10 protein-coding genes and 1 other RNA gene are annotated in these 14201 nt (G+C 65.9%); 7 read left to right on the top strand and 4 right to left on the bottom strand.

Going from position 1 to position 14201, the window contains the following annotated elements; translation table 11 throughout:
* Nucleotides 1-129: 129 nt before the first annotated feature.
* Nucleotides 130-1716, bottom strand: coding sequence for a diguanylate cyclase (locus ACN6PJ_RS26285; protein ID WP_427998723.1), 1587 nt, complete (start codon nt 1714-1716; stop codon nt 130-132).
* 288 nt (nt 1717-2004) lie between these two features.
* Here ACN6PJ_RS26285 and ACN6PJ_RS26280 point away from each other — a divergent pair, with 288 nt between their 5' ends.
* Entirely contained in the window at nt 2005-4044 is a 2040-nt protein-coding gene (locus ACN6PJ_RS26280; RefSeq protein ID WP_427998746.1) for an alkyl/aryl-sulfatase, read from the top strand.
* A 50-nt stretch (nt 4045-4094) separates the two neighbouring features.
* On the opposite strand, the gene ACN6PJ_RS26275 is transcribed toward ACN6PJ_RS26280, so the two are convergent.
* Nucleotides 4095-5951 (bottom strand): ABC transporter ATP-binding protein, encoded by a 1857-nt coding sequence (locus ACN6PJ_RS26275; RefSeq protein WP_427998722.1) that lies wholly within the window; start codon nt 5949-5951, stop codon nt 4095-4097.
* 183 nt (nt 5952-6134) lie between these two features.
* On the opposite strand from ACN6PJ_RS26275, the gene ACN6PJ_RS26270 reads away from it, so the two are divergent.
* Together ACN6PJ_RS26270 and ACN6PJ_RS26265 are read left to right on the top strand one after the other, a co-directional pair.
* Nucleotides 6135-6539: a DUF2946 family protein gene (locus tag ACN6PJ_RS26270; protein WP_427998721.1), complete on the top strand. Its 405-nt coding sequence runs from the start codon at nt 6135-6137 to the stop codon at nt 6537-6539.
* A gap of 233 nt (nt 6540-6772) precedes the next feature.
* Nucleotides 6773-8836, top strand: coding sequence for a TonB-dependent copper receptor (locus ACN6PJ_RS26265; RefSeq protein WP_427998720.1), 2064 nt, complete (start codon nt 6773-6775; stop codon nt 8834-8836).
* Between the two features lies 1 nt (nt 8837).
* On the opposite strand, the gene ACN6PJ_RS26260 is transcribed toward ACN6PJ_RS26265, so the two are convergent.
* Complete coding sequence (locus ACN6PJ_RS26260) at nt 8838-9749, bottom strand: LysR family transcriptional regulator (protein WP_427998719.1); 912 nt, start codon at nt 9747-9749, stop codon at nt 8838-8840.
* Between the two features lie 100 nt (nt 9750-9849).
* Between ACN6PJ_RS26260 and ACN6PJ_RS26255 the strand changes: the two genes are divergently transcribed.
* The 4 genes from ACN6PJ_RS26255 to ACN6PJ_RS26240 are packed head-to-tail and all read left to right on the top strand — an operon-like array spanning nt 9850 to nt 13808.
* Nucleotides 9850-10347: a cyclophilin-like fold protein gene (locus tag ACN6PJ_RS26255; protein WP_427998718.1), complete on the top strand. Its 498-nt coding sequence runs from the start codon at nt 9850-9852 to the stop codon at nt 10345-10347.
* A 31-nt stretch (nt 10348-10378) separates the two neighbouring features.
* A complete protein-coding gene (locus ACN6PJ_RS26250; RefSeq protein WP_427998717.1) occupies nt 10379-11488 on the top strand; it encodes an alpha/beta hydrolase in 1110 nt (369 codons plus the stop codon).
* A gap of 6 nt (nt 11489-11494) precedes the next feature.
* Nucleotides 11495-12706, top strand: a complete 1212-nt coding sequence (locus ACN6PJ_RS26245) for an MFS transporter (RefSeq protein WP_427998716.1) — start codon at nt 11495-11497, stop codon at nt 12704-12706.
* 52 nt (nt 12707-12758) lie between these two features.
* A complete protein-coding gene (locus ACN6PJ_RS26240; RefSeq protein ID WP_427998715.1) occupies nt 12759-13808 on the top strand; it encodes an NAD(P)-dependent alcohol dehydrogenase in 1050 nt (349 codons plus the stop codon).
* Between the two features lie 90 nt (nt 13809-13898).
* Here ACN6PJ_RS26240 and ssrA read toward each other — a convergent pair.
* Nucleotides 13899-14201, bottom strand: a transfer-messenger RNA (tmRNA) gene (gene ssrA, locus ACN6PJ_RS26235); the annotation flags it as partial.

Genomic DNA, 14201 nt, shown 5'->3' with positions numbered 1-14201 from the left:
GCACCGACATATGTGGTCACTGCCGAGCGTGGCCGGGAGCCCGGTGGTAAGGCAACCAGTCGTTACTTTGTCGCGCCGGACGCGCTGTCGCCCGCTTGCAACAGAGGGCGACGGCCATAGGACCCCGCCTTAAGGAACGGGCGGCGCGCCCGCAAGCGAGCGCCACAAGGTGACCCGGTCGCGTCCGGTCTGCTTGGACGCGTACAGCGCCTCGTCGGCGCGCTGGATCACCGCTGCGCTCGTGGCGCCATCCGCGGGCCACAAGGCCACGCCGATCGACACCGTGACCCGGCCCACGCCCTCGGGCATTTCCTGCCCGGCGACGGCCGTTCTCAGGCGCTCGGAGACTTCCGCGGCGAGCTCGGCCGAATCGGTAGGCAGCAAGGCGATGAATTCTTCACCGCCCACTCGGAAGGGCCGGTCCTGCCCGCGCAGCCCGCCCCGCAGCGCATGCGCCAGCGCGATCAGCACGTCGTCGCCGACGCCATGGCCATAGGTGTCGTTGATGCGCTTGAAATGGTCCAGGTCCAGGGCGATGACCGCGAAAGGCGTCTGCTTGTCGGCATACTCCGCGAGCGCTTCATCCAAGGCCCGGCGGTTCATCAATCCGGTCATCGGGTCCGTCAGCGTCTGGCGGTTCAGGCGTCCCACTTCGCGCCGGTGCTGCGCCAATGTGGCCCTGACCGCCTCGCGCAGCGTGTCGGCCTCCGTGTACCAGGCATTGAGCCGGTTCAGATCCTGGCCGCCATCCCGGCCGGCCGCCATGGCGCGGGTGAGCCGCGACAGGGGCCGGGCGATCGCGTAGGCCAGGGCGCAGACCAGCGCCAGCGTGAACACGAAGGCCGGTATCGAGAAGCGCAGCGATTCCGCCAGCAGGGCGCGAACCGGTGAGAGCACCTGGTCCAGCGTCCGCTGGGTGACGATCGCCCAGTTGCCCTTTTCCAGCGGCGCGTAGCCGGTGAGTATGGTGTTGCCCTCCGCGTCCTCCAGGGACGCCGCGCCTGCGTGCCGAATCGGCGCAAGATTGGTCAGCACGAGCGCCGTGTGCGCTTCGTGCCGGCGATACAGCACGTCGCCGGTGTTGCTGACCAGGAACACGGAGGCAGCGTCGGCGGGCGCCTGGCCGCTGATCACGCGGTCCATGCCGCTGCCGTCGTCCAGCGCGACCAGCATGGCCAGAAAGCCCGGGGAGCCGCCGGGCCCGCGCGCCACCGGCTCGACCAGCACGAGGGCGGGGCCCGCATCGCCGGGGCGTCGCGTCACCCATTCGCCCGCGCGCAGCTCGCGCACGCCCAGGTCGGCAAGGCGCCGGATGCCGCCGTCCGGCGTAGCGGCCGCCGCGGTGCTTGCGGTGATGCCGCCCGCGCCATCGGCGAGCCAGACGGAGTCCACGGCGTCCGCCTGGCTGGCCAGACGATGCAATTCGTCCTGCAGCGCCCGCGCATTGCCCGGTTGCGATGCCAGGCGCTGCGCGCCCGCGCGCAGTTGCCGATGCACCGCGCCGACGTAGACATTCACGACCTCGGCGAGTTTTTCGGCGTAGGCGCGGTTGGACGCCAACGAGTTCGCGATGACCTGCGCCTTCTGCACCTGGTAGCCGGAGTACAGGGCGTTGACGAAGCCCACGGAGACGCTGAGCACCGCAAGCGCGGTCAGCACGGCAAGCAGGCCAATCTTGCCTCTGCCGCTGGATGTCCCGCCTGGCTGTCCGGTCATCGGTGCTCCCGCATTGGACTTGCATCGAAGGATTGAGGGCGCCTTGGCCCCGGGCCGCCAGCGCGGATTCCACGCAGGCGCAATGGACCGGGGCGGTGCCTGGGCACAGTTGCATTTGTAGCATCCATGATTGATTCCATCGAAAACTTGTGTAGGATTTATGCATCGCCGGGCGTCTCGCGCCCTGGCCGGGCGCACAGCCTTTCTGCATTCGCGTGACCTCATTGCCTGACTGGGCGGCACTTCGCCGCCGCTCATCCATACCCACCGTCTGGAGACCAAGTCATGATGAAGCTCCCCCGCAGTGCGTACGTTCCCCCCGAATTCCAGGCCGGCCGGCTCCGCAGCGTCAGGGCGTCGAGGCCCCGTCTGGCGCGGGCGGCGCTGACGGCACTCGCGGTATCGCTGGCAGCTGGCGCGTGGGCGGCCGAGCAGCCCAAACCCGCCGAGACCGCGACCAAGGACGCCAACGCGGCATTGCTGAAGGCGCTGCCGTTCTCCGACAAGACCTCCTTCGAGCTGGCGCACAAGGGCTTCATCGCCCCCTTGCCCGCGGGCATGATCAAGGGAGCGCAGGGCAATCTGGTGTGGGACCCGGCCAAATACGATTTCATCAAGGAAGGCGCGCCGGCCCCCGACACCGTCAATCCCAGCCTGTGGCGGCAATCCCAATTGCTGAATATCTCCGGGCTTTTCCAGGTCACCGACGGCATCTACCAGGTGCGCAACTACGACCTGTCCAACATGACGATCGTCGAGGGCAAGGAAGGCCTGACGATCATGGACCCCCTCATTTCCACGGAAACGGCCAAGGCCGCCCTGGACCTCTACTATCAGCACCGACCCAAGAAACCCGTGGTGGCGGTGATCTATACGCACAGCCACGTAGACCATTACGGCGGCGTGCGCGGCGTGGTGGACGAGGCGGACGTCAAGGCAGGCAAGGTCAAGATCTACGCGCCGCTGGGCTTTCTCGAGCACGCCGTGGCCGAGAACGTCATGGCCGGCACCGCGATGAGCCGCCGCGCCAGCTATATGTACGGCAACCTGCTGCCGCCTAGCGCCACGGGACAAGTCGGCGCGGGCCTGGGCACGACGACTTCCGCCGGCACGGTCACGCTCATACCGCCCACCGACATCATCGAGAAGACGGGCGAACAACGCACTATCGACGGGCTCACGTACGAGTTCCTGTATGCGCCGGGCAGCGAGGCGCCCGCCGAGATGCTGTACTACATCAAGGAAAAGAAGGCGCTGAACACGGCCGAGGACTCTACCCATACGCTGCACAACACCTACTCATTGCGCGGCGCCAAGATCCGCGATCCGCTGGCGTGGTCGAAGTACCTGAACGAGGCGCTGGCCCTGTGGGGCGACGACGTCGAGGTGATGTACGCCATGCACCATTGGCCCGTGTGGGGCAAGAAGGAAGTCCAGGAGCAACTGGGCATGCAACGCGACATGTACCGCTACATCAACGACGAAACCTTGCGCCTGGCCAACATGGGCTACAACAAGGAAGAGATCGCCGAACAGGTCAAGCTGCCCGAAGCCATCGCCACCAAATTCTCCAACCGGGGCTACTACGGCTCGGTCAATCATGATGTGCGCGCGACCTACGTGCTCTATCTCGGCTGGTTCAACGGCAACCCTGCCACGCTGCACACGCTGCCCATCCAGGAGGCTTCCAAACGCTACGTGGACATGATGGGCGGCATACCGGCCATCCTGAAGAAGGCCCGCGAATACTACAAGAAGGGCGATTACCGCTGGGTGGCCGAAGTCGTGAACTACGCGGTCTTCGCCGATCCCAACAACCAGGAGGCCAAGAATCTGCAGGCCGACGCGCTGGAGCAGATGGGATACCAGGCTGAAAGCGGGCCGTGGCGCAATTTCTACCTGACCGGCGCCAAGGAACTGCGCGAAGGCGTGCAGAAGCTGCCCGTTCCGGATACGGCCAGCCCGGACACGGTGCGCGCGATGACGCTCGACATGCTGTTCGATTATTTCGCGGTGCGCCTGAACCGCGAAAAGGCGGCGGGCAAGCACGTCGTGCTCAATCTGGACTTCACCGATACCAAGCAGAAGTACATGCTGGAGATGGTGAACAGCGTGCTCAACCACACGGAAGGCAAGCAGTCCAGGGAGCCGACGGCCAGCATGACGCTCAGCCGCGATACCCTCAACCGCATGATGCTCAAGGAAATGACGCTCAAGGACGCCATCGCCAAGGGGGACGTGCAGGTGACGGGGGATCAGCAGCAGATCACGGACATGTTCGCCGCGCTCGACAATTTCGAGTTCTGGTTCAACATCGTCACGCCCTGACGTAGGCTCCGTCGCGGCCGAGCGCTGGCGCGCGCGGCCGGGCGCGCAACTCACCGCAGCGCGTCGAGCGCCTCGTCCTTTTCTTCGCCGAGGAAGCCGCCGCTCTGGTGCCGCCACAGCCGCGCATAGATGCCGTTCTTCGCCAGCAGTTCGGCATGGGTGCCTTGTTCCACGATGCGTCCTTGATCCATGACGATGAGCCGATCCATGGCGGCGATGGTCGAGAGGCGATGCGCGATCGCGATCACGGTCTTGTCTTCCATCATCTCGTCCAGGCTTTCCTGGATGGCCACCTCCACTTCCGAGTCGAGCGCGCTGGTGGCCTCGTCCAGCAGCAGGATCGGGGCGTTCTTGAGCATGACGCGCGCGATGGCGATGCGCTGGCGTTGCCCGCCCGACAGCTTGACGCCGCGCTCGCCCACCAGGGTGTCGTAGCCGGTGTGGCCCTGCGGGTCGCTCAGTTCGCGGATGAAACCGTCCGCCTGGGCGTGCGTGGCGGCCTTGCGGATCTCCTCGTCGGTGGCATCGGGGCGGCCGTAGGCGATGTTGTCGCGGATCGAACGGTGGAGCAGGGAGGTGTCCTGGGTGACCATGCCGATCGCGCCGCGCAGACTGTCCTGCGTGACATGGGCGATGTCCTGTCCGTCGATGCGGATCTGGCCGTCGTCCAGGTCATAGAAGCGCAGCAGCAAATTGATCAGCGTGGATTTTCCTGCCCCGGAGCGGCCCACCAGGCCGATTTTCTCGCCGGGGCGGACCGTGAGGTCCAGGCCGTCGAGCACCTGGCGTTCGCCGTTGTAGTTGAAATGGACGTTGCTGAACTCGACCTTGCCGTGGGTGACCTCCAGCGCGGGCGCTCCCGGCGCGTCCTGGACCTTGGCCGCGCGCGTCAGGGTGGCGATGCCGTCCTGCACCGTGCCGATGTTCTCGAACAGCGAGGCCATCTGCCACATGATCCAGTGGGACATGCCATTGATCCGCAACGCCATCGCCGTGACCGCGGCCACGGCGCCGGTGCCGACTTCGCCCGCCTCCCAGAGCCACAACGCATACCCGCCCGCGGCCAGGATGAGCGCGACCACCAGCGCCTGGTTGACGATCTCGAACTGGCTCACCAGGCGCATCTGGCGAAACCCCGTCTCCTTGAAATCCTCCATCGCCGCGCGGGCGAAGTGGGCCTCGCGCTTGGTGTGCGAGAACAGCTTGACCGTGGTGATGTTGGTATAGGCATCGGTGACGCGCCCGGTCATGGAGGAGCGGGCATGGGCCTGTTCCTGTCCGACTTTCCCCAGGCGCGGAACGAAGTACAGCATGGCGAGCCCGAACAGCACGATCCAGGCGATGAAGGGCAGCATCAGCCGCGGATCGAAGCCGCCCGCGAGTGCGATGATGGTGACGAAGTACACGCCGATGCCGAGCACGATCTCCACGAAGGTGAGCAGGACTTCGCGCACGGCGAGCGCCGTCTGCATGACCTTGGTGGTGACGCGTCCGGCGAATTCATCGGAAAAAAAGGACAGGCTCTGCTTCAGCATCAGGCGATGGAAATCCCAGCGCAGCCGCAACGGAAGGTTGATGGCCAGCACCTGGTGCTGCACCATGGTGCGCAGCGCAACCAGGACGATGCTTGCCATCAGCACGATGCCGATGCCCCACAGCACGCTGCGCTCATGCCCGGCGGCGTCCTGGCCGGCGCGCCAGGCGGTTAGCAGATCCACGATCTGCCCAAGAAAGGAGAACAGCCAGGCTTCGTAGACGGACACGCAGGCGCTGAGCAAGGCGAGGGCGGCGATATAGCGGCGCGCCCCGCGCGTGCAGGCCCACAGGAAAGAAGCCAGGCCCTTGGGCGGGGGCGGCGCCTCGTCGGGCGGGAAGGGGTTGAGAAGACGTTCGAACGAACGGAGCAAGATGGCCTCCGAAACAGAAAACAAGGACCGCCATAGGCCTATGGCAGGGTTGCGGCTATCGTCTTGGCGCGGCCGACTATTGTCGAAGATCATGGCCACGCCCAATTCGTCCCCGCGGCGGCGGCCCGCGGGAAGTCTGGCCCGCTTTCGCGTGATACCATCTGCGCCGATCAAAGGATACAAATGTACACGGGAGCCAACGCCAGTAGACGATGTGTCGCGCTAGCCGCGGCGCTTCTGTTCGTTTTCCAGGCCTTGATCGCATCCTCCGCGTTGGCGTCTTCCGGACTCGCTCCGGGCAAGGCGGGCGCCACCACCATCATCTGCACGGCCAGCGGGCCGCGCGTCGTTACCCTCGATATCCAGGGGCCCGCGCAAGACATGGAGCAGCATAGCGGCGCCTTGCCGCATTGTTGCACCGCGGGCTGCGCGATGCTCGGCGGCGCCACGCTCCCCGAGCTCTTCATTCTTGCCTGGCTCCTGCCCGCGGCGGCGCCCGTCGTGCCGCGGCCGAACATCGAGATCCCATTCTCCAGCGCGCTGGCCCGACTGCCGCAGCAATCGCGCGCGCCGCCCTTGGTGGCCTGACCTTCTCCAACCGTTATCGGTGCGCAGCGTGCGCGGCCAGCGGCCGCGCGCGGATCGCCACGCTCCAGTAGCCCGCTTTCGTCCTTGCCTGGGGCGGCTACGGGGCCGCTGGCGCGGCGCAGACCGATTTCGCGATTCCGGGCCCCCGTCGACCATCCACACAGCGCCAGCGTCCTGCGGGCGCCTCGGTCGGCGGCGGGCGCTCGTCTAGGACCTTTCCAAAGAATCCCGATATGCACCAGAAAGATGAATTCCTGCGGATGACCTGCGTTGCGGCCGCGTTGGCCGTTTCCTTTCCCGCCTGGCCGCAGGCGGCCGGCGACCACGGCGTCGCCACGATGGATCCGGTCGTGATCACGGGCGTGGCGCCCAGCGCGCCGCTGACCTTCACGACGGATCCGAAGATTCCGCGCCAGCCCTTGCCGGCCAGCGACGGCACCGACTACCTCAAGACCATCCCCGGATTCTCCTCGATCCGCAACGGCGGAACCAATGGCGACCCGGTACTGCGCGGCATGTTCGGCTCGCGCCTGAACCTGCTGACCAATGGCACCTCCATGCCGGGGGCGTGCCCCGCCCGCATGGACGCGCCCAGCTCCTACATTTCCCCCGAGAACTTCGACCAGCTCACGGTCATCAAGGGGCCGCAGACGGTGTTGTGGGGGCCTGGCGCGTCGGCCGGCACGATCAAATTCGATCGCGATACGCCGAGATTCACCGAAGGGGGCGTCCGCTTCGACGGCAGCCTGCTCGGCGGCTCCTTCGGCCGCAACGACCAGGCCGCGGACCTCACCATAGGCAACGAAAAAGTGTACGCGCGCGTCACGGCCAATCACTCCCATTCGCAAGACTACGAGGACGGCGACGGCAACGAGGTGCCATCGCGCTGGGATAAGTGGAACGCCGACGTCACGCTGGGCTTCACCCCGGATGCCGATACCGTTTACGAATTGACGGCGGGCACCGGCGACGGCGAGGCGCGCTATGCCGGACGCGGCATGGACGGATCGCAGTTCAAGCGCGAGAGCTTCGGCCTGCGGTTCGAGAAGCGCAACATCGGCGCCGTCTTGAACAAGGTCGAAGCGCAGCTGTACTACAACTACGCCGACCACGTGATGGATAACTACACCCTGCGCGCGCCGAATCCGATGAGCGCGATGCCCATGGCGATGGCTTCCGATGTCGACCGCGCCACCTGGGGCGGGCGCTTCGCCAGCACTTGGAATCTATCGACGGCCGTAGACCTCGCGGCCGGCCTGGACTTCCAGCAGAGCCGCCACCGGTCCCGCAGCGGCATGGGCGCGGTCTCTTATCGCAGCCAGCCCTGGGTGAAGGACGCGGATTTTTCCAATACCGGATTGTTCGGCGAACTGACCTGGCGCGCGGCGCAAGACAGCCGCGTCATCGGCGGCGCGCGCGTGGATTGGGCATCCGCGAAGGACTTCCGCCAGGACGATGGCGGGATGATGAGGCCCATGCCCAACCCGACGGCCGGCGAACGCCGCAACGATACGCTGCCCAGCGGCTTCCTGCGATACGAGCATGACCTGGAGAGCGTTCCCGCCACGGTCTACGTCGGTATCGGTCACGTGGAGCGCTTTCCCGATTACTGGGAGCTATTTTCCCCGGATCGGGGGCCGACCGGCTCCGTCAATGCCTTCAAGGGCGTGAAGCCCGAGAAGACGACGCAACTCGATGTCGGCGCGCAGTACAAGACTGAAACGCTGGACGCCTGGCTCTCGGGCTACGCCGGCTACATCGACGACTACATCCTGTTCAACTACACCTCGGGCGGCATGATGGGGGCGTCGTCCCAGGCGACCAACGTCAATGCGAGGATCGCGGGCGGCGAGTTCGGGGCGTCCTACAAGATCGCGCCCCGCTGGAAGCTGGGGGCCACGCTGGCCTACGCCTGGGGGCAGAACCGCAGCGACGGCAGGGCCTTGCCGCAGATGCCGCCGCTGGAGGCCAAGCTCAGCGCCGCCTACGACGACGGCACCTGGTCGGCCGGCGCCCTGTGGCGCATCGTCGCCGCGCAGAAGCGCTATGCGTTGAACGAGGGCAATGTCGTCGGCAAGGACTTCGGCCCCAGCGCGGGCTTCGGTGTCTTCTCCATCAACGGCGGCTACGCGGTCAACAGGCAGGTGCAGGTGTCTATGGGCGTGGACAATCTGTTCAACAAGACCTACAGCGAGCACCTGAATCTGGCGGGGAATGCCGGCTTCGGCTACGCCGCCAATACGGCCGTCAACGAACCGGGCCGCACGTTCTGGGCGCGGCTGAGTTTCAAGTACTGACTCACGGAGCAGGGGCGGCCCGGGCCGGCAGGCGCAAGGCATTGACGACGAGCGAGAACGCGGGCGAGGGCTGCCGCCTGCTGGGATAGTAAAGGTGGTAGCCCTCGAACCTGGGGCACCAGTCTTCCAGCACGCGCAGCAGGCGGCCGTCCGCGAGGTAGGGCGCCAGCTCGTCGTCGGGCAGCAGCGCCAGGCCCAGGCCCGCCAAGGCTGCGTCTATCTGCGGCTGAGTGGTATTGAAGATCAGCGGGCCGTCCACGCGCACGTTGACCTGGCGCCCGCGCCGCTCGAAGTCCCAGACGTACAGCCCGCCCGAACTCTGCATGCGCTGATTGATGCAGGGATGCTCCACGAGGTCCTGCGGCACCTTGGGAAAAGGACGGGCCTTGAAGTATTCGGGCGACCCCACCACCGCCAGCCGCAGGGGCGGCCCGATGGGGATGGCGATCATGTCCTTGTCGATCGTCTTCCCCATCCGCACGCCGGCGTCGTAGCGATCCGCGACGATGTCGCGAAAGCCGTAGTTCACGTCGAATTCCAGCTTGATGTCCGGGTACCCGCGCATCAAGGGCGTGAGCTTGGGCAGCAGGATGTTGTGCAGCACATAGTCGCCGCAGGTGATGCGGACCGTGCCCGCGGGCTTGTCGCGCAGCTCGGTCAGCTCGTCCAGTTCCGCCTCGATTTCGTCGAAGCGATTCCCTATGGCGTTCAACAGCCTTTCTCCCGCCGCCGTTGGCGAGACACTGCGCGTGGTCCGAGTGAGCAGCCGGATCTGCAGCTGCGTTTCCAGGCCGCTGATGGCCTGGCTGAGGGCCGATTGGGTCACGTTGAGCAGTGATGCCGCGCGCGTGAAGCTGCCTTCACGGGCCACCGTGACGAAGTAGAGAAGGTCGTTGAGGTTGCGGCGGGCCATTTTTTCCGGAGTGTCGTGGCGATTAATTAGTCTAGCTTATAAGGCTATTAAGTATTTATTAGCTAGTCAGGCATCCCCGGCGTCCGCAAGAATATCGTCCATGAAAAGCTTCAACGCTCTCCCTGGAAGCCTGTGCCGAAACGGATGGCTGGCGCTGTTGGCCTGCTCATCCCTGGGGCTGGCCGCCTGTTCGCCGGGCCATGCCGTGGCCCAGCCCTCAAGTCCATCCGCCGAGGATTCCACCATGAAGATACGCCTGATCGTCGGTGGCGGGGTCGCCTCGGCCACGCTGTACGACAACCCCACGGCGCGCGATTTTGCTGCGCTGTTGCCGCTTACGCTGACCATGGACGACTACGCCACGATTGAACGCGTGTCCGAGCTGCCCCGCAGATTATCCACGCAGGGCGCGCCCGAGGGCATGGCGCCCGCGGCCGGCGAGCTGACCCATTACGCCCCTTGGGGCAACCTCGCGCTCTTCATCGAGCCTCGCGCCTATTCGCGAGGCCTGCTGCCGCTGGGCAAGGTAGATGAGGGCCTGGCCATCCTGGCGCGAAGCGGCCCGTATCGGCTGCGGATCGAACGCGCCCAGCCCTGAACGCAGCACAGGAACGCAAGGAGTCCAAACCATGTCCATCCCGCAAAACGCCAGGCGGCGTGAGTTTCTGAGCACGGTCGGCGCCGGCGTGGCCGCGCTGGGCGCGCTGTCGGCCGCCGGCGCCGCGCTGGCCTCTCCCACGCAGCAAACCCGGGAGGCGGTGCCGCGCCAGCCCGCCGATGCCGACAACTTCTACACGAGCGATCGGGTCGGCGTGCAGAAAGTGCGTTTCAGGAATCAGTACGAGATGGAAGTGGCGGGCAATCTTTATATGCCGAAAGCGCTGGAGGCCAATGCCGGAAGCCCGGCCCTCGTCGTCGGCCACCCGATGGGCGCGGTCAAAGAGCAGAGCGCGAATCTGTATGCGACCAAGATGGCCGAACGCGGCTTCGTCACCCTCTCGATCGACCTGCCATGCTGGGGGGAAAGCGAAGGGCCGCGCAACCGCGTTTCGCCCGATATGTATGCCGAAGCGTTCAGCGCGGCGCTTGATTTCCTGGGCGCGCAAGCCTCGGTGGACCGGGAGCGCATCGGCGCCATCGGCATCTGCGGCAGCGGCAGCTTCGCCATCAGCGCGGCCAAGATCGATCCGCGAATGAAGGCCGTCGCCACCGTCAGCATGTATGACATGGGCGCCGCCAACCGCGACGCATTGAATAAGTCGCTGACGCTGGAACAGCGGAAAGCCATCGTCGTCGAGGCGGCGCGGCAGCGAGACCGGGAGTTCGCCGGAGGGCCGCTCGCATACACCAGCGGCACGGTGCATGAGCTGACCGCGCGGTCCAGTCCGATCGAACGCGAGTTCTACGAGTTCTACCGCACGCCGCGCGGCGAATTCACGCCCGCCGGGGCTTCGCCGCGGACGACCACGCATCCGACGCTGGCGAGCAACGTCAAGTTCATGAACTTCTATCCCTTCAACGACATCGAGACGATATCGCCGCGTCCGCTGCTGTTCATCAGCGGGGATCAGGCCCACTCCCGGGAGTTCAGCCAGGACGCATACCAGCGCGCCGCGCAACCCAAGGAACTTGTCTGGGTTCCCGGCGCGGGCCACGTCGACCTGTACGACCGGGTGGACCTGATTCCATGGGACCGGCTGACGGCGTTCTTCCGGAAGAACCTGGCAAGGGCGGCGTGATATTCCATGAACACCAGCGCAATTGATGCCGGCGCCGGCGCCCAGCAGCCTGCCGGACAGAAAGCCGCGCATTGGAGCGGCGTTTTTGCGATGACGCTTTGCGTCTTCGCGCTGATCGCTTCCGAGTTCATGCCGGTGAGCCTGCTTTCGCCGATGGCGGCGGAGCTGCACGTCACCGAAGGGATGGCGGGGCGGGGCATCGCCATTTCCGGCGCGTTCGCCGTGGTCACGAGCTTGTTCGTCTCGGCGCTGGCGGGTCGCTTGAACCGCAAAACGCTGTTGCTGGGCCTGACCGCGATGATGGCCCTGTCGGGCGCGACCATCGCCTTGGCGCCCGGTTATTTCACCTATATGTTCGGCCGCGCGCTGATCGGCGTGGTGGTGGGAGGCTTCTGGTCCATGTCGGCCGCAACGGCCATGCGCCTGGTGCCGGCCGCCCAGGTGCCGCGCGCCTTGGCCGTCTTCAACGCAGGGAACGCGCTGGCCACCGTGGTTGCGGCCCCGCTGGGCGCCTATCTGGGCTCCGTCATCGGCTGGCGCGGCGCCTTCTTCTGCCTGGTTCCCGTGGCGTTCGTCGCCTTCGTCTGGCAGTGGGTCAGCCTGCCGTCCATGCCCACCACGGAGCGCGGCGCCGCCTCGGGCAACGTATTCCGGTTGTTTCGCAACAGGGCGGTCGCGCTGGGCTTGCTGGGGGTAGGCGTTTTCTTCATGGGCCAATTCACGCTGTTTACCTATGTGCGGCCCTTTCTCGAAACGGCGACGCGGATGGATGTCCCGGCCATTACACTGGTGCTTCTGGTGATCGGCGTGACGGGCTTTGCCGGCACCATGCTGATTGGCGCGGTGCTCAAGCGCGGCTTCTACGCCACGCTGATCGCGATTCCCTTGCTGATGGCCGCCATCGCCGTGGCCTTGATCGCGTTTGGCGGGCGCACGGCCATCGTCGTCGCCTTGCTGGGCTTCTGGGGGCTGGTCTCCACCGCCGCGCCCGTGGGCTGGTGGGCCTGGGTGCCTCGCACGTTCCCGCACGAGGCAGAGGCCGGCGGCGGGCTGATGGTGGCGATGATCCAGCTGTCCATCGCGCTGGGCTCCACGGCGGGCGGGCTGCTGTTCGACCGCTACGGCCACCAGGGCGCTTTCGCGGCCAGCGCGGCGATGCTGCTGGCCGCGGCGGCCCTGGTTTTCCTGACCTCGCGCTCGGAAGCGGGGGAAGCCTGACGTCGCCAGGCCGGCCATCCTGTTCCGTCTATCTGTTTTCCGGAGAATCTTCATGACCATCAAAGCCTACGGCGCCCATGCCGCCGACAAGCCGCTGGAATCGCTGGACATCACGCGCCGCGCGCCGGGCGCGCACGATGTGCAGATCGAGATCGCCTACTGTGGCGTGTGCCACTCCGACCTGCACCAGGTGCGCGCGGAGTGGGCGGGCACGCTCTATCCCTGCGTGCCGGGCCACGAGATCGTGGGCCGCGTCACGGCGGTGGGCGCGCATGTATCGCGCTACCAGGCGGGCGGCCTGGTAGGCGTGGGCTGCATCGTCGACAGCTGCCAGCATTGCGCCGATTGCGACGCGGGGCTGGAGAACTACTGCGACCACATGGTCGGCACGTACAACGGCCCCACGGCCGATGCGCCCGGCCATACGCTGGGCGGGTATGCCCAGCAGATCGTGGTGCACGAACGCTATGTATTGCGCATCCGTCACCCCGAGTCGCAACTCGCCGCGGCGGCCCCGTTGCTGTGCGCCGGCATCACCACGTATTCGCCGCTCAGGCATTGGAACGTCGGGCCCGGCCACAAGGTGGGCGTGGTCGGCATCGGCGGCCTGGGGCATATGGGCATCAAGCTGGCGCACGCCATGGGCGCGCATGTGGTGGCGTTCACTACGTCGGAATCCAAGCGCGACGCCGCCCGGGCGCTGGGCGCGGACGAGGTCGTCGTTTCGCGCGATGAGGGCCAGATGGCAGCCCACGCGCAAAGCCTGGATTTCATCCTGAACACCGTGGCCGCGCCGCACGACCTGAACCCGTTCTTCGCGCTGCTCAAGCGCGACGGCACGATGACGCTGGTGGGCGCGCCCGCGACTCCGCACGCGCCGCCAGACGTGTTCAACCTGATCATGAAGCGCCGCAGCCTGGCGGGCTCGATGATCGGAGGCATTCCCGAAACGCAGGAAATGCTGGATTTCTGCGCCGAACACGGCATCGTCGCGGACATCGAAATGATCCGCGCCGACCAGATCAACGAGGCCTATGAGCGCATGCTAAAGGGCGATGTGAAGTACCGCTTCGTGATGGATTGCGCGTCGCTCGCGGTTTGATACTGTGGGCAAAAGAAAAAGCCGCCGGGCGTGATGCCAGGCGGCTTTTTTGCGTCGATGGGCATTGCTGCCTGTCGAGACTTGCTAATTTGGTGGAGCCGGGGGGAATTGAACCCCCGTCCGCAAGCCCTCCGCAACCAGTTCTACATGCGTAGTCGATTTATTTGGTTTTAACCCTGGACTTAGCCAACCGACAGGCCGGACCAGAGCGATTCACGTAATTTAAATTTGAACCGTGTGACCCCAGTTCAAACCGATTCCTTGTGAATGTCGCTGCTGCGGTTCGAGGGTTGCCCCCCTAGGAAGTTGCCTTCCTCCGCCTGACCCAAGGACAGATCAGTGCAGCGGCTCACCGCTTAAGCGGCGAGAGCGAAACGCTCGTCGTTGGCGTTT

It is taken from the genome of Achromobacter sp., from assembly GCF_050285585.1.
Lineage (GTDB): Bacteria > Pseudomonadota > Gammaproteobacteria > Burkholderiales > Burkholderiaceae_B > Achromobacter.
This window is presented reverse-complemented; position numbering and strand designations above follow the sequence as displayed.